The sequence below is a fragment of the Pseudomonas sp. StFLB209 genome, from assembly GCF_000829415.1.
Lineage (GTDB): Bacteria > Pseudomonadota > Gammaproteobacteria > Pseudomonadales > Pseudomonadaceae > Aquipseudomonas.
Genome location: NZ_AP014637.1, coordinates 1,678,150 through 1,700,860, shown reverse-complemented (window position 1 = coordinate 1,700,860; position 22,711 = coordinate 1,678,150). Strand labels below are relative to the sequence as shown.

Here is a 22,711-nt window from a genome sequence, read left to right as displayed (position 1 = left end):
AGATTGCCATGTGGACTTACCAGGCCCCACTGCGCGACATGCAGTTCGTCCTTGAACACTGGCTCGATGCCCCACAGGCCTGGCGCCAGAGCGCCGCTTTCGACGGGCTCGATACACCACTGGCCATGCAGGTGCTGGAGCAGGCCGGGCTGTTCTGCTGTGAGGTGCTGGCGCCACTCAATGCCAGCGGCGACCGCCAGGGCTGCCGCTTCACGGACGGCAAGGTGCAGACCCCGGACGGTTTTGCCCAGGCCTATCGTGCTTATGTCGAAGGCGGCTGGCCGGCCTTGGCGTGCGCTGCAGAGCTGGGCGGCCAAGGGCTGCCGCAGGTGCTGGAGGCGGCGCTGCAGGAAATGCTCTACGCCAGCAATCACGCTTGGGCGATGTACACCGGCATCGCCCATGGCGCCTACCTGTGCCTCAAGCATCACGCCCCGCAGTGGATCCAGAGCCGCTACCTGCCGGATATCGTCAGCGGGCAGGCACTGGCGACCATGTGCCTGACCGAGCCCCAGGCCGGCAGCGACGTCGGCCTGCTGCGTTGCCGCGCCATACCCCAGGCTGATGGCAGCCATGCGCTGAGCGGCAACAAGCTGTTCATCTCCGGTGGCGATCACGACCTGAGCGGCAACATCCTGCACCTGGTGCTGGCCCGTTTGCCAGACGCAGCGGCCGGCAGCCGGGGCATTTCGCTGTTTCTGGTGCCCCGGCAACTGGATGACGGCCGACTCAACGGGGTGCGCTGCGACGGCATCGAACACAAGATGGGCATTAAAGGCAGTGCCACTTGTTCATTGGTCTTCGAAGAGGCCCAAGGCTGGCTGATCGGCCAGCCGCATCAGGGGCTGGCGGCGATGTTCGTGATGATGAACTCGGCCCGCCTGCATGTCGGCCTGCAAGGCCTGGGGCATACCGAGGCGGCCTGGCAGAACGCCTTGCAGTACGCCGGCGAGCGCCGGCAAATGCGTGCACCACTACGTCCGGACGGGGTGGCGGCCAGTGCCGCCGACCCCTTGCACTACCACCCGGCGATGCGCCGCACCCTGCTGGAGCTGCGCGCGATCAGCGAAGGCTTGCGGGCGGCCGGCTATTGGGCCGCGCATCTGCTCGATCAGGCCGAACAGGCCAGCGAAGCGCAAGCACGCGCCCAGGCGGCGCAACTGAGCGGGCTGCTGACGCCGATCATCAAGGCGTACTTCACCGAACAGGGGTTTCGCCAGGCCAGCCAGGCGCTACAGGTGTTTGGTGGCTACGGCTATGTGGCGGAGTTTGCGATCGAACAGACTCTGCGCGACAGCCGCATCGCCATGATTTACGAAGGCACCAACGAGATTCAGGCCAACGACCTGCTGCTGCGCAAAGTACTTGGCGATAACGGCGAGGCGCTGCAACAGTGGTTGCACATCCTGGATGAAGAGGCGCGACTGGCGATCGCCGTACCCCCATGCAGCGGGTTGGGTGTCGAGTTGCAGCGTCGCGCTGAGAGCCTGACGCAGGCCTGGCATGGCGTCGTGCAGCACAGCGCCGAGGACGCCGAATACCCTTACCGCGCCGCCGGCGACTTCCTGAAACTGTGCGGCCTGACCCTGCTGGCGTTTGCCTGGTGCCGTGCGGCGCGGGTGGCGCAGAACCTGCCCGCCAGCGACTCGCAACGCAGCGCCAAGCTGCAAACCGCGCAGTTCTTTTTCACCTGGCTGCTGCCCGACGCCGACCGGCATCTGGCCGGGCTCTACAGCGCGCGTAGCCCGTTGCCGTTTCTGGGCTCTGCCAGCTGAGCTACCATAGCCGCCTCTCGACTCACGGAAGCTGCCTGGATGAGCAAGCCTGGCCAAACGGTATTGGTTGCGTTGCGCAAGATGATCGCCTCAGGCGAGCTGCCAGCCGGCGAACGGCTGATGGAAGTGCCCACCGCCGAGTTGTTCGGCGTGTCACGCATGCCGGTGCGCATGGCGTTTCGGACCCTGGAGCAGGAAGGCTTGCTGGTCCGCCATGGCGGGCGCGGCTTTCAGGTGCGCTCGGTCAGTACTCAGGACATTGCCGGTGCGGTTGAAGTGCGCGGCGTGCTCGAAGGACTGGCTGCCCGGCAAAGCGCCGAACGCGGCCTGACTGCTCAGGCGTGCGAGCAGTTGCAGAGGTGTCTGGCCGATGGGGACGCACTGTTCGACAAGGGCTACGTGACCGAGCAGGATCTGGAGGTCTATCACGACCTGAACATGCGCTTTCATCAGGTCATCGTCGAAGGCAGCGGCAACCCGGCGATTGCCGATGCATTGGCCCGCAACGACCACCTGCCGTTTGCCTCGGTCAGCGCCCTGGCGGTGGACCGTAACGACATGGCCCGCGAATACCGACGCTTCAACTACGCGCACATGCAGCATCACGCAATCGTCGATGCCCTGATCAGCCGCCAGGGGGCGCGGGCCGAAGCGCTGATGCGTGAGCACGCCAACGCCACCCTGCGCTATGCCGAGATCTTCAGCGCCTCGTCTGCCGAGCGCCTGAAGGTCATCCAGCGCCCGGACTGAGTGCGCGGCCAACACGCAACCCCATACGAGCGGCTTTAGCCGCAATACTGTTCTGTTAGACCGGTGGGAGCAGCCGGCCGGCGCTCCGGTTGCTGTGGTCCGGCATCCCGGCGAAGACGGCAGCACATTCGCAGTAGATGCTGTGACTTTACCGGCCCTTTCGCAACCAAGGTCGCTCCCACAAAGATTTCGTACTGTACTGCCGCTAGCGCTTGAGCATTGCCCGGATATCCGCCAGGGCGTTGTTGCCCCGTGCGGCCTTGACCTCTACCGGCTGTTCTTCCTGGCCTTCCCAGGCCAGGTCGTCCGGTGGCAGTTCGTCGAGGAAGCGGCTGGGCGTGCAGTCGATGATTTCGCCGTATTGTTTGCGCTTGGCGGCAAAGGTGAAGGCCAGGGTCTGGCGGGCGCGGGTGATGCCCACGTAAGCCAGGCGGCGCTCTTCTTCGATGGTGTCGGCTTCGATGCTGGAGCGGTGCGGAAGAATCTCTTCTTCCATGCCCATGATGAACACGTAAGGAAACTCCAGGCCCTTGGAAGCATGCAAGGTCATCATCTGCACGCCTTCAGCGCCGTCTTCTTCTTCCTGCTGGCGTTCGAGCATGTCGCGCAGCACCAGCTTGCCGATCGCCTCTTCGATGGTCATCTCGCCATCTTCGTCTTTTTCCAGGGTGTTCTTCAGCGCCTCGATCAAAAACCACACGTTACCCATGCGGTAGTCGGCGGCCTTGTCACTGGAGCTGTTCTGGCGAATCCAGTTCTCGTAGTCGATGTCCATGACCATGCTGCGCAGGGCGGCGATGGGATCGTTTTGTGCGCACTGCTGGCGCACACCGTCCATCCAGCGTTTAAAGCGTTGCAGGCGGTCGGTGTAGCGGCTGTCGAGGTGTTCGCCAAGGCCCAGTTCATCGGTGGCGGCGTACATCGAGATCTTGCGTTCGGTGGCGTAGTTGCCGAGCTTTTCCAGGGTTGTGGAGCCGATTTCCCGACGCGGCACGTTGATCACCCGCAAGAAGGCGTTGTCGTCGTCGGGGTTGACCAGCAGGCGGAAGTAGGACATCAGGTCCTTCACTTCCTGGCGGCTGAAGAAGCTGGTGCCACCGGACAGACGATACGGCACCTGGTGGTGTTGCAGCTTCAGCTCGATCAGCTTGGCCTGGTAGTTGCCGCGATACAGGATCGCGAAATCGCTGTAGGGCCGTTCGGTGCGCAGGTGCAGGGTAAGGATTTCCATCGCCACCCGTTCAGCCTCGGCCTCTTCGTTGCGGCAGCGGATCACGCGGATTTCATCGCCGTGCCCCATCTCCGACCACAGTTGCTTCTCGAAGGCGTGCGGGTTGTTGGCAATCAGCACGTTGGCGCAGCGCAGAATGCGACTGGTAGAGCGGTAGTTCTGCTCAAGCATCACCACCTTGAGCGACGGGTAGTCGTCCTTGAGCAGCATCAGGTTTTCCGGCCGTGCGCCGCGCCAGGCATAGATCGACTGATCGTCGTCGCCGACCACGGTGAACTGGTTGCGCGTGCCGATCAGCATTTTCACCAGCAGGTACTGGCTGGCGTTGGTGTCCTGGTATTCGTCCACCAGCAGGTAGCGCACGCGGTTCTGCCATTTCTCCAGAATGTCGGGGTGCTCCTGGAACAGCTTGACCGGCAGCAGGATCAGGTCGTCGAAGTCCACCGCGTTATAAGCCTTGAGGGTGCGCTGGTAGTGGGCGTAGACGATGGCGGCGGTCTGCTCCTTGGGGCCGCGGGCATTGGCCAGGGCTTCTTCGGGCAGGATCAGGTCGTTCTTCCACGAGCCGATGACGTTCTTGATTTCGTCGACGCCGTCGTCGCCGGCGTACTCCTTCTGCATGATGTCAGTCAGCAGGGCCTTGATGTCGCCTTCATCGAAGATCGAGAAACCCGGCTTGTAACCCAGCCGCGAATGCTCCTTGCGGATGATGTTCAGGCCCAGGTTATGGAAGGTCGAGACCGTCAGGCCGCGCCCTTCGCCCTTGCGCAGCAGGGTGCCGACCCGCTCTTTCATCTCTCGGGCGGCCTTGTTGGTAAAGGTCATGGCCACGATGTACTGGGCACGCACGCCGCAGTTCTGGATCAGATGGGCGATCTTGCGCGTAATCACGCTGGTCTTGCCGGAACCTGCCCCGGCGAGCACCAGAAGCGGCCCGCCGACGTAGTTCACGGCTTCCTGCTGCCGGGGGTTGAGTCGGGACATGAGAGATAGGACGGGTCATGGACGAATGGCCGGGCATTTTAACAGGCTCGCGGCAATGTGCAGCGACCTTCAAGCGTTTTGCACCGATGGCCTATCTTAATTTCTTGGTTTTGTTACATTTGCGCATAGCACTCAATTACGTGCAGCCGACACCTCATGTCGAGGTGCGTCGCCCCCTTGTTTTTCTTCGGAATAGGGAGTCAGCTTGTCAACGCCTGTCGAGCCCTTGCGGTTACTGCTGCTGGTTCATGAACCAGCCTGGCTGGTACGGCTGAATTCCTGCGTTGCGGCGTTGCCCAGCGATATCGTGTTGCAGCAGATCGCAGACTGGCAGGTTGACGGCGCCAGCTACGCTGGCGAGCGTCACACGGTGCTGCTGACCACCCCTGAACTGCAACCGGCGGCCGGCACCTGCAATGTCCCGATCGTGATGCTGCTGGATATCGAACCCGATGCCCCGCTGGCGGGTGTCAGCGACTGGCTGGTGGGCGACAGCCTGAGCCCCGATGCGCTGCGCCGCTGCCTGCGCCACGTTCGTGAACGCGCGCACCTGGAGGACACGCTACAGCGTCTGGCGGAACAGGACCCGTTGACCGGCATCGCCAACCGTCAGGGCTTCCAGACTCTGCTGACGGCCCGCTTGGCTGAACCGGGCAGCGCCGGGCTGGCGCTCGGGCATCTGGACCTCGACAATTTCCGCCGTGCCAACGATGCGCTGGGCCATCAGGCCGGCGACCGGCTGATTCTGCAAGTGGTGACACGGCTCAAGCGGCAACTGGACGTCAACGACCAGGTCGCCCGCCTGGGCAGCGACGAGTTCGCCTTGCTGATCGACACCCGCGACGCACCGCAACGCGCCGCGCAAGTGGCCGAGCGGATTATCGAGGCGTTGTCCGAACCCTACTGGGTCGATGGCGAAAGCCTGCTGATCGGCTGCAGCCTGGGGGTTGCTCACGCCCGCAGCGGTTTCGGTGCCGACCCTTTGATGTGGCACGCGCATATCGCCATGCGCCAGGCCAAGAGTCGGCAGGGCTGTACCTGGCATCAGTTTGACGAACACATCAACCGCAATGCCCGCAGCCTGGCCGACCTCGAAGCCGAACTGCGCCGTGCGTTGCGCCGCGACGAGCTGGAGCTGCACTACCAGCCGCGGCTGTGCATGACCAGCGGGCGGATTGTCGGCCTCGAAGCGCTGGTGCGCTGGCGCCATCACGAGCGCGGGTTGTTGCCGCCCAGTGAGTTCGTGCCGCTGGCCGAGCAGAGCGGCCTGATCGTGCCGTTGGGGTACTGGGTGATCTTCCGGGCCCTGCGTGACATGCGCGTCCTGCGCGAGCAGGGCATCGAGCCGTTGCACATGGCGGTCAATCTGTCGTTTCGCCAGTTCCAGGACAGCCAGTTGCTCGACACCCTCAGCCGCCTGATTGCCGAGCAAGGCATCGATGCCCGCTGGCTGGAGTTCGAACTGACCGAAACCGCAGTGATGCGCCGCAGTGATCTGGTCAGCAAGACCATGGATGCCTTGCGCGTGTTGGGTGTGCGTTTTTCGCTGGACGACTTCGGCACCGGCTTCTCATCTTTTGTGCACCTCAACAGCCTGCCGATTACCCTGCTCAAAATCGACCGCAGCTTCGTCGGTGAAATGGAACAGCGCGAAGAGAATCGCAAGCTGGTCCACGCGATGATTAACCTGGCGCATAACCTGGGGCTTGAAGTGGTCGCCGAGGGCATCGAAACCCCGGCGCAACTGGCCCTGCTGCGCGAGTTCGGCTGCGATCAGGCCCAAGGGTTTCTGATTCAGCGGCCGCTGCCGATCCTGCAACTGACCGATTATCTACTGGCCGACCAAGGCCGGACGGTGCTCGGCGGGGTTTGATGTTCAGGCGGCCTTTGCCGGTTGCCTGTCAGCCCTGCGCAGCATCTTGGCCATACGCCGCTCGAACGCCCAGGTCAGGGTCGCCGCCGCGCACAACAGACCCAGCGCCAGCCCCCACCACACACCTTCGGCGCCGGCCGGGCTCTGGAAGCCCAACAGCCAGGCCGCCGGCGCGGCAATCAGCCAATAACAGCCCAGGCCAATCAGGAAGGTGGTCTTGGCGTCCTTGAGACCGCGAATCGCGCCCATGGCAATGGTCTGGGTGCCATCGAACAGTTCGAACCAGGCAGCAATCGCCAGCAATTTCACCGCCAGGACCACGATGTCATTGAAAGCCGGATCGTTGATGTCCAGAAACAGTCCGACGATGGTGCGGGGGGCCAGCCAGAACAGCAGGGCAAACAGCAGCATCAATGCGCCGCCGAACCCGATGCCCACCCGGCCAGCCGTGCGCGCCATGAGCAAATCGCCGGCGCCGTAGTGCTTGCCGATGCGCATGGTCACCGCATAGGAAATCCCTACCGGAATCATGAAGGCCATGGAAATGGTCTGCAGGGCGATCTGATGGGCGGCCATCTGGGTGGTGCCCAGCGCGCCCATACAAAAGGCGGCGAAGGTGAACAGCCCGACCTCCACCGCATAAGTGCCGCCAATCGGCAGGCCCAGGCGCCATAGCTCGCTCAGATGGCTGCGCGACAATGTGCCGAGGCCGGCCCGGATCGGGTAGGCGTCATAGGCCGGATGCCGACGGATGTGCAGCGCCAGGGCAATGGCCATGGCGTTGGTGACCACCGCAGTGACCAGCCCGATACCCCACAGGCCAAGATGCGGCAAGCCGAACCAGCCTTCGATCAGCGCGTAGTTGAGAACAAAGTTGGCCGCAGCGCCCACCAGGCTGATGACCATCACCGGCCCGGCCCGGCCCAGCGCGCTGGTAAAACCGCGCAGGGCCATGAAACTGAGCAGGCCCGGCAGCGCCAGCGGCAAGGTGCTGAGGAACTGCATGGCCATGTGCACGTTGTTCGGGGTCTGGCCGAAATGCAGCAGCAGCGGTTCGAGGTTCCACAGCACCACGGCCGCCACTACCGCCATGCCCCAGGCCAGCCACAGCCCGGCCTGGGTCAGCCGGGTGGCGCCCTCGGTGTCGCCGGCGCCCTGGCGGATCGCGACCAGCGTGCCGACCGCCGCCATCACCCCGATGCAGAAAAAGGTCACGAAGTTATAGGTCGCCGCGCCCAGACCGCCGCCGGCCAGCGCGTCGGGGCCGAGTTTGCCCATCATCACCGTGTCGGTGAAGACCATCAGCATGTGCGCCAATTGCGAGGCGATCAGCGGCCCTGCCAGGCGCAGGATGGTCCAGAGTTCCTTGAGGGCAGCCGGCTGCATATTTTTTCAGGCTCGATTCGATAAAAGGATAAAAGCTGCCTATTCTGGGCAGTATGGCGTTTGGACACCAACTAATAAGTTCGTTCCTCGGCCTACTTGAACCTCCAGGTGACCAGTGAGGCTGAAGGGACTGTTCAACTAGCCGTGCAACTAAATCTTTAAGAGTTACAGACAGATACGCAATCGTTTGCGATTCTCCGCGCGGCCCGCTCAAGTATGTGCCCGCGAGGCCGAATCCTTTGCATGGAGCTGTCGATCTCAAGGAAATATTCCCTTCAACATAATATTGCTGGACGGCGCTGCCCCGGATGGGTAGTCGGACGCTTCAGTATGGAGTTGCCATGTCCAAGCCTCGTGCCCGGATTGCCTCTCAGTTAGGTATTGCCCTGACCATCATCCTCGCGGTGGTGATCAGTTGCAGCACCCTATTTGCCCTGCGCTCGCTCGATGCTGCCAACCTGGTCATCCGCGAAGAACACCTGGCCAGCGAATCACGCTTGCTGTCAGACCAGCTCAACACCTTTCATACCACGCTTCGTGACAGTACCCAGCGTCTGGCGGGCCTGTTCGAAAAGCGCTTTTCCTCGGGTCTGACCTTGCAGACCGGCACCACCTACACAGTGGCCGGCACGCAAACCCCGGGTCTGTTTCTCGATGGTCAGCCACTGAACAACGAGTTCAGTGAAGTCGATGACTTCCGCCGCCTCACGGCGGGTGTGGCGACGGTGTTCGTGCGCAGCGGCGATGATTTCGCGCGGATCAGCACCTCGCTGATGAAACAGGACGGTTCCCGCGCCATCGGCACCTTGCTCGACCGCCAGGGTCAGGCCTATGCGCGGTTGATGGCCGGTCAGGAATATGTGGGCAAGGCCGTGTTGTTCGGCCGTTACTACATGACCCAGTACAGCCCGGTGCGCGACAGCAGTGGCAAGATCATCGCCGCGCTGTTCGTCGGCTTTGACTACACCGATGCGCAGAACGCCCAGTTCGAAGACCTGAAGAACTTCCGTATCGGCAAGACCGGCTCGCTGGCGCTGCTCGACGATCAAGGCAAATGGCTGGTGCCGCCGGCCGGCGTCAAGGCGGCGGAACAGGCCGGCAAGGCGGTGGCCGAAGCCGTCAAGCAGCCTGGCAAAGGGCAGTACTGGCAAGACACCGACGAGACCTTCTACAGCGTTGGCGCCCCTTTCAGTGGTGGGCCCTGGACGGTGGTGGCGAGCATGCCGAAGGACGAGATCGCCTCGGTAACCTGGAGCGTCGGCACCCAACTGGCGATCGGCAGCCTGCTGGCCATGCTGATTGCGGTAGGCGGTGCAATCTGGCTGCTGCGCAGCAAACTGCGTCCGCTGTCGGAACTGGTACGCCAGGCCGAAGCGCTGGGGTCGGGCAACCTAAAGGTGCGTCTGGCGGTGACCAGCCACGATGAAATCGGCCTGCTGGCCGGCAGCTTCAATACCATGGGTGAAGCCCTGTCGAACATGGTCGAGCATATTCGTACCGCGTCGCGGCAGGTCAGCGACCGTGCCCATGCCCTTTCTGGGCTGTCCAGCGGCGCCTACGCCGGCATGGAGCAGCAGTCCGGGGAAATCACCAGCATGGCCGGTGCGGTGGAAGAGTTCAGCGCCACCTCGCTGAACATCGCCGACAACATGAAAGACACCGAGCGCATGGCCCAGGAAAACGCTCGCCAGACCCGCATTGGTCGCAGCTCAATGGACGAAGCCTCGGCTTCGCTGCAACAGATCGCGGCATCCTTGAACAGCACCGCCAAGGTGGTCGATACCCTGGGGCAGCGGTCTCAGGAAATCGGCAGCATCGTCGGGGTGATCACCTCGATCGCCGAGCAGACCAACCTGCTGGCACTGAACGCGGCCATCGAAGCAGCACGTGCCGGTGAGCAGGGGCGCGGTTTCGCCGTGGTTGCCGATGAAGTGCGCAGCCTGGCTTCGCGCACCCGTCAGGCCACCGACGAAATCTCGACCATGATCGCCAGCATCCAGCAGGAAACCGGCATGGCCATCAACACCATGCAGCAAGGCAACTCGCTGATGCAGGACGGCCTGGCACGCAACGCCAAGGTCGCCGAAGCCCTGGCTCAGATCGACGAGCAAAGCCGCTCGGCCGGCCAGCAGTTCGCCGCCATTACCACCGCTACGCAGGAGCAAAGCAGCACCGCCACGGCGCTGAGCGGCAACCTGCAAAGCATTGCCATGACCAACGGCGAACAGCGCGAAGTGGTTGCCAACCTGGCCGTGACCGCCAAGGAACTCAACGACCTGGCGGCTGAATTGCTGGGCGAGGTGGATCGCTTCAGGTAAGTCGATGGTTTGAGTCAATGGCGCTGGCGGGTCTCAGTAGAGGCCCTCCAGCAGGCCGTCCCCGCGCAGCAGATCGACAATCACGTTTTCGTCGACCGCATACACGCCTCTGGATGCTTTCCAGACCAGCTTCTTCTCTTGCAGGGCAATAAGCGCCTGCTGGACACCGGGTACTTCGACCCTTATCTCGGCTGGATCAATGCCTGCTCGCTGCATCGCCTTGGCATACAGCTCCATGGTTGGTGCTTCAAAGGGCGCATAGTCTTCGCCCTTGGCGCTCATCACACGAATCACTGCAGACTGGATAGGCGTGAGGCTGTGGATGACTTTCTTGAGGTTGGCATTGAGCTCCTCTGCCTGAGCGCGTACCAGCTCTGCAAAGCGCTCCGGGACGTTTTCCGGGGCCAGCATCAGATCGAAGCGAATTTCATCGGCAGCGGCGCCGAGCAATTCCGGGCGATAGCCACTTTCCTGAAACAGCACAAAAACATTGGCGGGATCGAGTGGCTGGGGCAGATCCACATGAGTGCAAAACCACTCAACGAAGTCCCTATCCAGTGTCGGGAACGGCACCATCGCGGCGCCAAAGAACGCCTGGTCCTTGCTATTGCGCAACATGGCCAGCTTGTCACGGTTCGACCCGGTGCAAACCACCCGCAGGCCATGGTGTTTCGAGCTGTTGAGCTCATCCCTGGCGGCTTTGAGCGCAAAAAGGGCAGCTACGCCTTCGTCGGTGGTGATCGCGTGCTGGGCCTCATCGATCATCAGCACAATCATCTGCCTGGATTCATCCGAGAGCGCGGTGAGTGCCGTGGTCAGGTCAATGTCTTTGCCCATGCCTATCTTGTCCAGGCTGAAACTCAATCCGCCCACGGTGACTTTATCCATGCCGCTGGCCTTCGCCAGGCGGGTGACGTAGCCCTGGTTACGGCCAATGGTTTCACGTACGGCATCGACGATGACGACCCCAGGGTCCTTGGTCAGGTCTTTCCACAGGTCGGCGTACAGCACGATGGCGCCGGCTGCCTCAAGCGCGGGACGCAGGTCTTCTCGCGCGAAGGTCGACTTGCCCGTACGCCTGGGGGCCGCAAGAAATACCCCTGAGCTTGCCGCACTGCCAACAGCAACCTGCATGATCAATTTGGCAAGTCGCTGCGCCAGGGCCGGGCGGTGGTAGAGGATTTCAGTAGACATCACCAACCTCTCAATGTTGCTCTATAGGGAATTATAGAGCGATTATAGAGCAATTATAGAAAGGCGTGCGCAGGCCTGTTTATCGCTATTTATAGAGAACTATAGAGTGATTATAGATAGGTGACGCAGGGCCTGAACTGGCATTTTGTGGTGTTGATTTCATGCTGGTCTTGTTCACCGTCGGGGTTTCAGATCGGGTTTTCCAGGCACTGCAGGAAGACCCGGTGTTCGAGACCGAAGAGCTGGAAGCCAACAGCGACAGAAGGGTACGTCTGGCACGCAGTCGGGCAGAGGATTTTTGATTGTCCGAGTGGTGCAAGACTGCTGGCCTGACGACCGGGCTACTTGCTCGCCGGCCGATACTGCAACGCCTCGGCCAGATGGCCGCGTTCAATCGCGTCTTTGTGCTCCAGGTCGGCCAGGGTGCGCGCCACCTTCAACAGACGGTGCGCCGCACGCAGCGACAAGGTCAGGCGTTCGCAGGCTGTTTCAAGCCATTTTTCATCGGCTGTGGATAACGTGCAGTGGCTGCGCAGGCCGGGCAGGTCGAGAAAGGCGTTGGCGCAGCCCTGACGCTGCAACTGGCGGTCCCGCGCTGCGGCCACCTTGGCCGCGGCGCTGGCGGTGGTTTCGCCGCTTGCCGGCAAGGCGGTGAGGCTGGTGGCTTCGCGGGCCACGGTCAGGTGCAGGTCGATACGGTCCAGCAACGGGCCAGACAGCTTGTTGCGATAACGCTGGATCTGATCGGTGGAGCAGCGGCAGCGGCCACTGGGCTCGCCAAGGTATCCACAGGGGCAGGGGTTCATTGCCGCCACCAGTTGAAAACGCGCCGGGAAGCGCACCCGGTCGCGGGCGCGGGACACCACGATATGGCCTGACTCCAGCGGCTCGCGCAGTACCTCCAGCACCCGGCGGTCGAACTCCGGCAGCTCGTCAAGAAACAAGATTCCGTGGTGTGCCAAGGTTATCTCGCCAGGTTGTGGGCGGCTGCCTGTAATATCTAGTAGAAAATGCTAAAAACCCAGTTCAATACATTGGAATTTGAAAAAATGACAGATTCCTTCAGTGCGCCAGTCCGAAAAATCAGCGGTACGTCTCGGGGCGTCACCGGGACTGTCCCCAAAATGGGGCAGTATGAGTCGACCTTGGAAAGGGACATGATGGAGCTCATCCGGTTTGATCGCCGGGTGAAACAGTTCAGTCCGCAGCCGTTGACCATCCGCTATCTCGATGAAGAGGGGAACGCTCGCTCGTACACGCCTGATGGGTTGATCCAGTTCAAGCATGTCGTGCCGCATGACCCCTCAATCCTCTATGAGGTCAAGTTCAGAGAGGACTTCCGTGCTGCCTGGCGCACCTATTTGCCCAAGTTCCGGGCAGCGAAGGCGTATTGCAAGGAGCGGGGCTGGGTATTCCGGGTTTACACCGAGGTTGAGATCCGGACGGTCTATCTCGCGAATGTGAAGTTCTTATGGCCGTACATTGCCAGGAAGATTGATCCTGCCATGCGCGACCACATCCTCAATGTGCTTTGGGACTTGGGGGAGGCTGACCCCGACTTCCTTCTGCATGCGTTGTCTTCAGCCCCCCGAGGACGGGCGCTTCTGATTCCAGCTCTTTGGCACATGCTCGCCACTGGCGACATCGGCTGCGACCTTGATCTGAAGCTGACCATGACCTCGCGAATCTGGCCTATGAAAGAGGCTCAATCATGACAACGATCCGCATTGGCAGTTTGGCCTACTGGCAAAACCAAGCCTGCATTGTTTTGGAGTTGAAAGGGCTGCTGGAAGCCGTGATCCGAGTTACAGAGGATCATTCCACGCACATTGTTCGCGCTACAGAATTACGATCTACTCCAGGGCGCGACTCTACGCTCAGCGCGAAACACATTTTTGCTGAAGACCGTGATTGGACAGCAGCTGTTGAACGCCACAAGCTGATCCAGCCTCTGCTGGCCAATGGTCGCAATAATCTGGAGGACGTACAGGCCGCTGCCGCCTCGTCAGGAAGAAGCGTATCGACGATCTACAGATGGATTAAGCGGTTTGAGGAAACAGGGCTGGTTTCTTCATTGCTACGTTCGGCCAGGAATGACAAGGGTCAGTTCCGTCTGGATCAGGAACTGGAGGAAGTCATTGAAAAATGGATCCAGAAATCCTACTTGGTTCTTGAGCGGCCCACGGTCAAGAAGCTGCACCAGGACATCAAAACCGAGTGCGAAGAGCTCGGACTACAACCGCCGCACGTCAATACGATTCACCAGCGTGTCAGGGATATTGATGAACGGGAGCGGCACAAAAAACGGTTGGGACCTCGGTCTGCGAAGGACAAGTACCGGCCTTTGAGAGGGGCGTTTCCCGCGACCGATGTTCCGAACTCAGTGGTACAAATCGACCACACACCGGTAGACGTGATCATCGTCGATGAAGCTGATCGCCTTCCTATTGGGCGTCCGAACCTCACCATGAGTATCGACGTGCATACCAGGATGATTGGCGGGTTCTTCTTCTCCTTGGACCCGGTCGGCGCAAACTCGGCAGCGCTCTGCATCGCTCACGCAGTCATGCAGAAAAGCTACTGGTTGGCGGCCCGAGACATCCCGGCGGAGTGGCCCATTTACGGTTTGATGCAGAAAATTCACGTCGACAATGCGAAAGAGTTCAAAGGCCATGCGTTGACCCGTGGATGCAACGAGTACGGGATCATTCTTGAGCACAGGCCGAGAAAGCAGCCGAACTACGGCCCTCACATTGAACGTGCATTTCGGACGTTCATGGCCAAGGGGCACGAACTGCCTGGCACCACCTTTTCCAACACGCTCGACAAGCTTGATTACGACTCTGAAGGCAGAGCGTGTATGACGCTGAAGGAGCTGGAGTTGTGGTTTACGATTTTCGTTGTCTACGTCTACCACAACGAAGCACATGCCGGACTGAATGGCGTATCGCCAATCAACTATTACAGCCAGTGCGTACACGGCACCAACGACAGGCCGGGTGTGGGCTTGCCAGAGCCGATAGAAAATGAGGAGAAATTCAGGCTGGATTTCACGCCTTACTTTCAACGAACCGTCCAGCGGCACGGCGCGAAAATTGATGGCATTCACTATTACGCGCCGATTCTGCGTACCCGGATCGCGGAAGATGGTGACGACGGGAAGGGACGCAAATTCATTTTTGTACAGGACCCTCGTGATATCAGTGTCGTTTACTTTCTTGATCCTGATGAACAGATTTACCACCCGGTCCCTTACTTCAACTCCAGTCACCCAGCGATAAGCGTCTGGGAACTGCGAGAAGTGACACGGCGCATCCGTGAAACGCCAGGTGCCAGGGTTGATGAGGCTGCAATCTTCGAGGGTGTGCGTCGCATGCGTGCCGTCGAGAGTGATGCCATTGAGAAAACCCGATTGGCGCGTAATGCTCGGGCTTCTGAGAAGCGTAAACGGCGTATGGCAGAACGGCGCCATGGCTGGAAAGGCGTTCACACCACACCTGAACCATCAGTGGCGGTGGATTCGGCAACTGAGGCCCCGGATGTTGTCGAGCCTTATGATGAAATCGAAGTAGGTTAATGCCATGAGTAACTTCGAACACCTGGTGGAGCCGCTCGCCGAGAAATGCCGGCACCTGAGTGACGAAGAGCGAATACTTCAGCTCACATCACCTCGATGGCTGGGATACCCTCGTGCGAAGGAGATCGATACCACGCTTGAGTGGTTGTTCACTCATCCGAGGGTCACACGAATGCCAAACGTGCTGCTCATCGGACGGACGAATAACGGCAAAACAGGGCTGGTCAATCGCTTCGCAGCTCGGCATCTCCCCTCTGACAATCCAGGGGGGGAGAGCATCATTGCGCCGGTGCTAATGATCCAGACACCACCGAAACCTACCGAGGCGGGTTTCTATACAGAGATTCTCCACCCGCTGCTCAAGCGCCTTCCTAACGGAACTGTTGCAGACAAGCGAGCCCGTGTCGTCGAGATACTCAGGCAGGTACAGCTCAAGGTTCTTATCATCGATGAGATGCACAACATGCTCGCTGCTACAGCCCCTGCACAGCGCGAGTTCTTGAACGTCATCAAATATCTTTCCAACGAGCTTCAGATATCCATGGTCGGCGTTGGTGATGAAACGTTGATCAGTGCGGTCGGCATTGATCCCCAGATTCAGAATCGCTTCACGCCCGAAATTCTCCCCAAATGGAGAGTCGGGCCTGAACTCAACCGACTGCTCGCATCGTTTGAAAAGGTGCTTCCGTTGCGAAAGGCCTCTGGCTTGGTCGAACCAGTCCTAGCCATGAAGCTAGCAGCTTTGTGTGAGGGAACCATTGGCGAGCTGTCGCTGCTTTTGAACAAGGCAAGTGCATACGCAATCAGCCGTGGCCAAGAGCAAATCACGGTCGATGTGTTGAACAAATGTGGGTATGTGTCGCCGTCTCAACGAAAGCTGATCAACGTGGAGATCTAGATGCTTCCAATCCATCCGCAGCCAAAGGAGGGCGAGATACTTTCGTCCTGGTTGGTGCGGCTGGCCTTCTCAAACGGCTTTCCCTTACACACGTTCTTTAACCGCCTGCTCGGCTACAAGCGGCCTCTGTGGACACAGGACATTGATCGACATCCATCTGATCAATTGCTTCAATTGATCAGGCATCGAACGCAGCAACCGTTCTCCACGCTGCGTCGCATGACATTACGTCAGTACGAAGGCACCTTTTTTTCGGAACTGCCTCTGCACGGTGACGTGAGCTGGTTGCTGGCCTTAGGGGTTTACCATCGCAATCGCAAGCGTCCGGGAATGCAGTACTGTCCCATCTGCATGCAAACCGACCCATCTCCCTACTACCGCCTGTTGTGGCGCCTTGCTTCAACCGTCATCTGCCCTATCCACTCCTGCATCATGGAAGATGTCTGTCCTCAATGTCAGTCCCCGGTGATGTTCCATAGGCATGGGATTGGTAGGCATAAGAATCCATATGCTGAAGATCTGCGGCATTGTCACCAGTGCTTCTACGATCTGGGTGCGACAACGCCCAGGTTCTCCGAGTGGCCGGACCATCACTCGGTGGATTTTCTAATCGCATTGATCAGTCATCCAGAGCTTTTTCCCTGGAGGTATCTACGAATAGGAGGTCCATGCAGCATCCCGTTCTTTACCGGGCTCAGAGCAATATTGAGACTGCTCAATTGCAGGTATGGGCCTCGGTTCGAAACCATTTTTTGCGGTGAGCTCGGCACTCCGGCGTTGCCGGCATGCAAGCAGGATTTCGAATACTTGCGCACCGAACGCAGGCTCATCCTGCTGCTACGCGCATGTTGGCTACTCCAAGAGTGGCCAGACCGATTTATCGACAGCTGTCATGCTGCACACTTGTCACGCAGCAGAATTACCGAATATCCCGATCTGCTTCCTTTTTGGCTTGAGGAGGCGGTCTCTCGGCTTGATCAACGTGTCTATTCGCCTACTCAACAGGAAGTGCTTGAGGCAGCAGCTTATCTTGCCAGTCGTGGCGAGCAGGTGAGCTGGAAAACCTTGAGTGAGGTGCTAGGTGTACAGCGAGATTGGGCAGAGAGGCTAATGAAAGTGGTTAATTCCCGCTGGTAAGGCATTGCGAATGCCGTCTGTGTATTGACCCATGAGTTCAGTCTAGTAGTGCGCACTTACGACACTGCTATGGGTAGAGCCGGTCCCTTTATCTATGCGGGACGTCAGCGGTCTCATTACTTGCCAGCCGGCCCGGCTGGCAAGGCTGGAATAGATCCAACTTGTCGCGATAGACCGAGGTTTGTACATCCATCAGGCCAAGGACGGAATGGAAAAGATTGTCGTGAGATAACGCCACATCGGTACGCTTCGCCATACAAGATTGGGAAATGCCCCGTTTTTCTGCCAACTCTTGAGACAACCACAGCACCATCGGCACCTGTGTTTGCTCCACTGGCGCCATAGCATAAGGTAAGCCGTGTAGGTATACGCCCTTTTCGCCCAGTGATTCGCCGTGGTCGGAAACGTAAAGCATTGCGGTATCGAATCTACTGACGTTGCTCTTGAGCATATCGATCACCAAGCCCAGCACATGGTCGGTGTATAGCAAGGTGTTGTCGTAGGCGTTGCGGATTGCCTCGTCCTCGCACTGGTCAAGTTGGTTGTCACGGCACACCGGGGTGAAGCGTTCAAAAGCGGCGGGGTAGCGCTTGTAGTAGGAAGGGCCATGGCTACCTTTCATGTGCAGCACTACCACGGTGTTGCCTGCGCTCTGGTCGAAGTAGCTTTGCAGGCCGGAAAGCAGCACTTCGTCGAAGCACTCACCCGTGCTACACAGCGCCACGAGATTGGCGTGAGACACGTCCTGGCTAGGCACTCGGTCACAGGCACCCTTGCAACCGGAGTTGTTGTCGCGCCACAGCACGTCGACACCGGCCCGTTGCAGCACATCGAGCAGGCCTTCACGGTGGTCGCCGTACTGGTCCTTCCAGTCTTCGCGGCCCAGATCCTGAAACATGCAGGGTACTGACACTGCCGTAGAGGTGCCACAGGAACTGACATCGCGAAAGCTCAGTACCTTGCGGCGTGCAAGTTCGGGGTTGGTCTCCCGTTCGTAGCCGTTGAGTGAAAAGTTCATCGCCCTGGCTGTCTCGCCAACAACCAGCACCAGCAGCTTGCGACGTCCATCGGCGTTCGTGTCGGCTCGCTGGTGCGCATCAAGGCCAACCTGGGTGAAAGTCTTGGGCTTGGCCAGACTGCCTTTGGCATAGCTGTGCACAGCGCCAAGCACATTTGACGGCACAAGGATCAGGCGCACTTCGCGGTTATTGCGCAGCAGCGAAGCGTAGGACTGGTACTGGGTCGCCAGGATGACCCCTACCATCACCAGCACCGCCGTCAGGCTGCCTATGCGCCACAAGGCCTGCCGCTGCCAGCGTGGGCGATGCAACGGCAGGCGGTAAAGCACCGCGATGGGCAGCGCTGCCGTTGCCAGCAGCCAGACCAGCATGCCAGTACTGAGCAGGTCACGGGCCTCGGCGACGTCGGTTTGCAACATATTTGTCATCATCGACGCGTCGATGACAATGCCATAACGGGATATGAAGTAGCTGGCGGCCGAGGCTATCAACACCAGTAGTGCCAGTACCGGCCGCAGCAAGCGGCCCCAGCAAAGCACCCAGAGGATAACGAAGTGCCAGGCCAGCACGAACAGCGGCAGGCTGATCAGGAACAATGGGTTGCCGTTGTTGAAACCATCGATGGCCCTCCACACCTTCGACCAGAATGCCGCGTTGACCCCCACGGTCATCCACAACGCCACCAGCAGAATGATCCCAAGTGGGTTGATGCCTTTCCTTTCCCCGCTCACTGCGGGGGAAGTTACCACTTCCTTGTTCATTGACCTACCGCTCCAAAATCAGGTTGGCAAACACGTTCTAGTTATGGGGTGGAAACTGTGATGACCTATATGTGCCTGGCATTTGTTGAGCAACACCGCTCCCCAGTAGCACTCCCGTCAACGAAACGGAGCCTCGGTTGCCGAGATGCGTGCGGTTCAGCTGATGGTGGCGGATGTAACCTACCAACCAGAGGAACACCCAAGTCACTGGCGATGCCATGAACAACATGAGAGGCAGCAATCGATAGATGAACATAGAATTAGGCATGGCCTAGACCCTGCGCACAGTTACGCGTGGCCATCCTTTCAATGTGTCCAAGATGAAAAAATGTCAGGAAATCATGCTGCGGAAATTGAGGGGTAGCCGAAAGCGGCCCGGCAGCATTTGATGCGCAGGGGCATGGAGCAGTCATGAGCAGACGTTCCTTGTCCGGGTCGTGATAGGTACTCGTGACTCTAGCAGCCCTGCTCCAGACCGCCAGCGCGTGGGCGCATATTCATAGCGGCCAGCGCAGGCGTACCGAGCAACCACTGCGGCTGGCTGCATTAGTGAATCCGACCTCGACCTGCCCGCATGAGCGCTGCACCAGGGTCTGTACGATGGACAGCCCCAGTCCCGAACCCGGCACCTGGTGGCCCTGTCCGCGATAGAACGGGTCGAATACCCGCGCCCATTCCTCGGGCGCTATGCCGGGGCCGTCGTCGCTGACCACCACCTCCACCGCTTGGTGGGTGCTCAGAATGCGCACATCCACCTGTCCGCCTGGCAGGGCATGGTTGATGGCATTTTCGACCAGATTCTTGATCACCACGCGCAACTCGACGTCACGTATCGGCAGGCTGGCGTCCTCGCCTTCGACGCCAATGTCGAGTTGTTTGCGCGTCGCCAACGGCATCAAGTCTTCCAGCACCCGACGGCAAGCTGAATACACCGACACATTGCCCGGCAAGGGCTCGGTCAGTTGCGCAGCGGCCAGCGCCAACATCTGCTCGACCAGTTTGCGGCTTCGCCCGATTCCACTACGCAACAGCTGCACCTGCGCCTGAGTGGCTGCGGGCAGCGGCTCGGCCTCCAGGGCTTCGGCCTGAAGCGACAAGGCCGTCAACGGCGTGCGCAGTTCATGGGCGGCATCGGCAACGAAGCGCTTCTGCCCCTCCAAGGTACGCGACACACGCCCGAGCAGGCGGTTAATAGCTTGCACAAAGGGGCGAATCTCGCTGGCAAGGGTCTGGTCATCAATAGGGCGCAAGTCTTGGTCTCCACGGTTGTCGAGCGAGGCGGCCAAGGTGGCCACCGGCTTGAACAGCTTGCGGATCAGGTCGGCGACCACTACCAATAGGATGGGAAAAAGGATGGCAAACGGCAGCAATGCACGCCAAGCGCTGTTGCGCGCATCACGGTTGCGGCTGTCGATTTCCTGAGCCACCACAAAACGCGCACCGGTAGCGTCCTTGCCTACCCAGACTCGAAAGGGTTCATGGCCCACATCCACGGTCGACAGACCATCGGCCACAGAGTCGGAAATGGGCAATGGCAGTTGGCTGTCGTCGTTATGTACGGCGTTGGCACCATCGGCCAGGAACTGGATAACGATGCGGGTTTCCTCATCGTCGTCCGGGGTGGCAGGCATTGCGGCGGAATAGTGGAACGTAAGGCCTTGGCGGGTATGCAGCGCGGCGACCTGGCGCAGGCTGTTGTCCTGGAACTCCAGGGCTTCGTCATAGGCCGAGACGTAGCTGAAAATGCCTGTCAGCGTCGCCACTAGCAGGATCGCCACAGCAAGCGCCACCGACAGGCGCAGTTGCAGCGAATGCCTCAGTTGTCCTTTGAGACCATCCATCCCAACCCCCTGACATTGCGAATGACATCCTTGCCCAGCTTGCGTCGCAGCCCATGGATGAGAAATTCCACGGCGTTGCTTTCGACTTCGTTGCCCCAGCCGTACAGCCGGTCTTCCAGCTCGCTGCGCGAAAGAATCGCCCCCGGCCTGACCAGCAGAGCCTGTAACAAGGCGAATTCGCGGGCGGACAACTGCACGGCCTCCTGCCCCTCAATGCGCGCGCACTTTAGGGCAGGGTCGAGGCTGACCTTGCCGTAGCCAAGCTCCGGCGCCGCCCGGCCGCCTTTTCGACGCATCACGGCGCGCATTCGGGCCAGTAGCTCGGCCATCTCGAAGGGTTTTTGCAGAAAATCGTCGGCGCCGCCGTCCAGCCCGCGAAGGCGGTCCTCCAGCCCCGGGCGCGCAGTGATGATCAGCAGCGGTACTGGGTTGTCGGCGGCCCGCAGGCGTTCGAGCAGTTGAAGGCCGTCTTGGCCGGGCAGGCCGAGGTCGAGCAGGACTTGGTCATAGACCTGGGTGCGCAACGCCGCTTCGGCGGTCAGGCCATCATCGACCCAGTCGACGGCGTAGCCCGCGACCTTCAGGGCCGCCTGCATGGCGTGGGCAATCATGCCGTCGTCTTCGACCAAAAGTATGCGCATGCGGCCTCCAAGGCACAAACCAGTCGAGCAACGATAGCGTCCCAAGGTCAGCCTTGTCTCGGGCCTTGCAAGCTGTCGAAGGCTTTGAGCAGGTCATCCATCGCGGCTTTACAGTCCGCTTGCTGCGGCTGGCTGGCGCGCAAGGCGTCGAGGGCACGGTCGATGGCCTTGTCCAGCACGTGCCAGTCGCCGGCAGCACGCGGCTTGATGCCGGCCTCGGCATTGTCCCAGGTCTTCTCCAGATCCTTGATGCGTGCCTTGGCGCCGGGCAGGTCTTGGGCCTGAACCTTGCTGGTAACATCTTCAGCAATGCTGCGGAAAACGCTCAGATCACCCAATTTGCTGGGCGCGTGGACCCCGGCAGTGCTGGGCGCCGGAGCGTCGGCCTTGGAGCAGCCTTCGGTGGAGCCCAATACGACGGCCAGGCAAGCGATGGACAGGGTGGCGAGTAGTTTATGACGTATAACCATGGGTATGTACCTTGTGATCAAGAAGCAGGTTCAGGAAGAGACGCGTTTGGCTTGGACGGCGCCGAACTGAGCAACGCCGACCAGCATGCAGATGACGCAGAGGAAAATCGCGCTGGTCCAGCTGGCGCCCATGCCGAGGCCGCCGTAATCGCTGGACTGGGTCAGCAGATCGCCCAGCGAGGCGCCGAGAGGTCGCGTGAGGATGTAAGCGACCCAGAACACCAGCACGGTATTGACGCCGTAGCGCCAGGCCACCAAGCAAGCGGCGATCAATCCACTGAATATCAAGGTGCCCAAGCCGAAACCAAGGCCCAGCGCTTCGGTCGCCAGGTCACCTGCCGCAGTGCCCAAGGCGAAGGTGCACAGCACCGTGGTCCAGTAGAACAGTTCGCGCCGGGCGGTCACGATCCGGCGTATCGAAAGGTTGCGCTCCAGCGCATACCAGACGGCGAAGTTGGCGACCAGCAACAGGGAGAAGACGGCTGTGCTGGTATAGAGGCTGACGTTCAGCTCATCGGTGAGGATGTCGGTGATCTGCGTGCCGAGGATGCTCACCAGAATCACGCACAGCCAGTAGATCCAGGGTTCGCACTTGTGCTTGCGCATCTGCAAGGTCAGTGCTGCGGTCAGCAGCAGGGCCATCACCACGCTTGTGATACCCAGCCCCCAGCCGATGTCGACGGCGAGAAAGTCGGCGAAGGTCTCTCCCACTGTGGTGGACATCACCTTGATGATCCAGAAGGACAGCGTCACTTCCGGGACTTTATTGAGCCAGCCAGTGCTTTGCTTTTGCATCGGCGGTGCCTCCTCTGTTCCTGTCATGGATTCAAGGAGGGACACTACAGCGCGAAACTTA

At 60.2% G+C, this 22,711-nt stretch carries 17 protein-coding genes and 1 pseudogene; 9 read left to right on the top strand and 9 right to left on the bottom strand.

The features are described from left to right. Positions 1–8: 8 nt before the first annotated feature. Both PSCI_RS07895 and PSCI_RS07890 read left to right on the top strand, forming a co-directional pair. Positions 9–1,775, top strand: coding sequence for an acyl-CoA dehydrogenase (locus PSCI_RS07895; protein WP_045484989.1), 1,767 nt, complete (start codon positions 9–11; stop codon positions 1,773–1,775). 39 nt (positions 1,776–1,814) lie between these two features. Further along, entirely contained in the window at positions 1,815–2,525 is a 711-nt protein-coding gene (locus tag PSCI_RS07890) for a GntR family transcriptional regulator (protein WP_045484987.1), read from the top strand. 205 nt (positions 2,526–2,730) lie between these two features. On the opposite strand, the gene rep is transcribed toward PSCI_RS07890, so the two are convergent. Further along, positions 2,731–4,740, bottom strand: coding sequence for a DNA helicase Rep (gene rep, locus PSCI_RS07885; RefSeq protein ID WP_045484985.1), 2,010 nt, complete (start codon positions 4,738–4,740; stop codon positions 2,731–2,733). A gap of 205 nt (positions 4,741–4,945) precedes the next feature. Between rep and PSCI_RS07880 the strand changes: the two genes are divergently transcribed. Beyond that, a complete protein-coding gene (locus PSCI_RS07880; protein ID WP_045484983.1) occupies positions 4,946–6,613 on the top strand; it encodes a putative bifunctional diguanylate cyclase/phosphodiesterase in 1,668 nt (555 codons plus the stop codon). A gap of 3 nt (positions 6,614–6,616) precedes the next feature. Here the strand turns inward: PSCI_RS07880 and PSCI_RS07875 are convergent, their stop codons facing one another. Beyond that, on the bottom strand, positions 6,617–7,999 hold the full coding sequence (locus PSCI_RS07875; protein ID WP_045484980.1) for a NorM family multidrug efflux MATE transporter: 1,383 nt from the start codon (positions 7,997–7,999) through the stop codon (positions 6,617–6,619). A 341-nt stretch (positions 8,000–8,340) separates the two neighbouring features. Here PSCI_RS07875 and PSCI_RS07870 point away from each other — a divergent pair, with 341 nt between their 5' ends. Continuing rightward, positions 8,341–10,317, top strand: coding sequence for a methyl-accepting chemotaxis protein (locus PSCI_RS07870; RefSeq protein ID WP_045484977.1), 1,977 nt, complete (start codon positions 8,341–8,343; stop codon positions 10,315–10,317). A gap of 33 nt (positions 10,318–10,350) precedes the next feature. Here the strand turns inward: PSCI_RS07870 and PSCI_RS07865 are convergent, their stop codons facing one another. After that, positions 10,351–11,511, bottom strand: coding sequence for an ATPase (locus PSCI_RS07865; RefSeq protein WP_045484975.1), 1,161 nt, complete (start codon positions 11,509–11,511; stop codon positions 10,351–10,353). Positions 11,512–11,672: 161 nt separating this feature from the next. Here PSCI_RS07865 and PSCI_RS29430 point away from each other — a divergent pair, with 161 nt between their 5' ends. Beyond that, complete coding sequence (locus PSCI_RS29430; RefSeq protein ID WP_158497584.1) at positions 11,673–11,813, top strand: hypothetical protein; 141 nt, start codon at positions 11,673–11,675, stop codon at positions 11,811–11,813. A gap of 39 nt (positions 11,814–11,852) precedes the next feature. Here PSCI_RS29430 and PSCI_RS07855 read toward each other — a convergent pair. Further along, positions 11,853–12,503, bottom strand: a pseudogene (locus tag PSCI_RS07855) (ATP-binding protein); the annotation flags it as partial. Between the two features lie 165 nt (positions 12,504–12,668). Here PSCI_RS07855 and PSCI_RS07850 point away from each other — a divergent pair. Genes PSCI_RS07850 through PSCI_RS07835 form a run of 4 tightly spaced genes read left to right on the top strand, consistent with a single transcriptional unit; the run spans position 12,669 to position 17,123 of the window. Continuing rightward, positions 12,669–13,226, top strand: coding sequence for a TnsA endonuclease N-terminal domain-containing protein (locus PSCI_RS07850; RefSeq protein WP_197540944.1), 558 nt, complete (start codon positions 12,669–12,671; stop codon positions 13,224–13,226). Then, positions 13,223–15,088: a helix-turn-helix domain-containing protein gene (locus tag PSCI_RS07845; protein ID WP_045484970.1), complete on the top strand. Its 1,866-nt coding sequence runs from the start codon at positions 13,223–13,225 to the stop codon at positions 15,086–15,088. Before PSCI_RS07850 ends, PSCI_RS07845 begins: the two co-directional genes overlap by 4 nt. A 4-nt stretch (positions 15,089–15,092) precedes the next feature. Continuing rightward, entirely contained in the window at positions 15,093–15,986 is an 894-nt protein-coding gene (locus PSCI_RS07840; RefSeq protein ID WP_045484968.1) for a TniB family NTP-binding protein, read from the top strand. After that, positions 15,987–17,123 carry a TniQ family protein gene (locus tag PSCI_RS07835; RefSeq protein WP_045484966.1) on the top strand — a complete coding sequence of 379 codons (1,137 nt, stop codon included), beginning with the start codon at positions 15,987–15,989 and terminating at the stop codon, positions 17,121–17,123. 88 nt (positions 17,124–17,211) lie between these two features. Here the strand turns inward: PSCI_RS07835 and PSCI_RS07830 are convergent, their stop codons facing one another. The 5 genes from PSCI_RS07830 to PSCI_RS07810 all read right to left on the bottom strand — a co-directional run bounded on the left by PSCI_RS07830 (position 17,212) and on the right by PSCI_RS07810 (position 22,650). Next, complete coding sequence (locus tag PSCI_RS07830) at positions 17,212–18,903, bottom strand: phosphoethanolamine transferase (RefSeq protein ID WP_045484964.1); 1,692 nt, start codon at positions 18,901–18,903, stop codon at positions 17,212–17,214. A gap of 497 nt (positions 18,904–19,400) precedes the next feature. Beyond that, positions 19,401–20,744, bottom strand: a complete 1,344-nt coding sequence (locus PSCI_RS07825; RefSeq protein ID WP_045484963.1) for a sensor histidine kinase — start codon at positions 20,742–20,744, stop codon at positions 19,401–19,403. Further along, positions 20,720–21,385 (bottom strand): response regulator, encoded by a 666-nt coding sequence (locus PSCI_RS07820; RefSeq protein ID WP_045484961.1) that lies wholly within the window; start codon positions 21,383–21,385, stop codon positions 20,720–20,722. The genes PSCI_RS07825 and PSCI_RS07820 overlap by 25 nt, the downstream gene beginning before the upstream one ends. Positions 21,386–21,432: 47 nt before the next feature. Beyond that, positions 21,433–21,855 carry a hypothetical protein gene (locus PSCI_RS07815; protein WP_045484959.1) on the bottom strand — a complete coding sequence of 141 codons (423 nt, stop codon included), beginning with the start codon at positions 21,853–21,855 and terminating at the stop codon, positions 21,433–21,435. Positions 21,856–21,885: 30 nt separating this feature from the next. Beyond that, positions 21,886–22,650 (bottom strand): COG4705 family protein, encoded by a 765-nt coding sequence (locus PSCI_RS07810; protein ID WP_045484957.1) that lies wholly within the window; start codon positions 22,648–22,650, stop codon positions 21,886–21,888. Positions 22,651–22,711 lie beyond the last annotated feature (61 nt).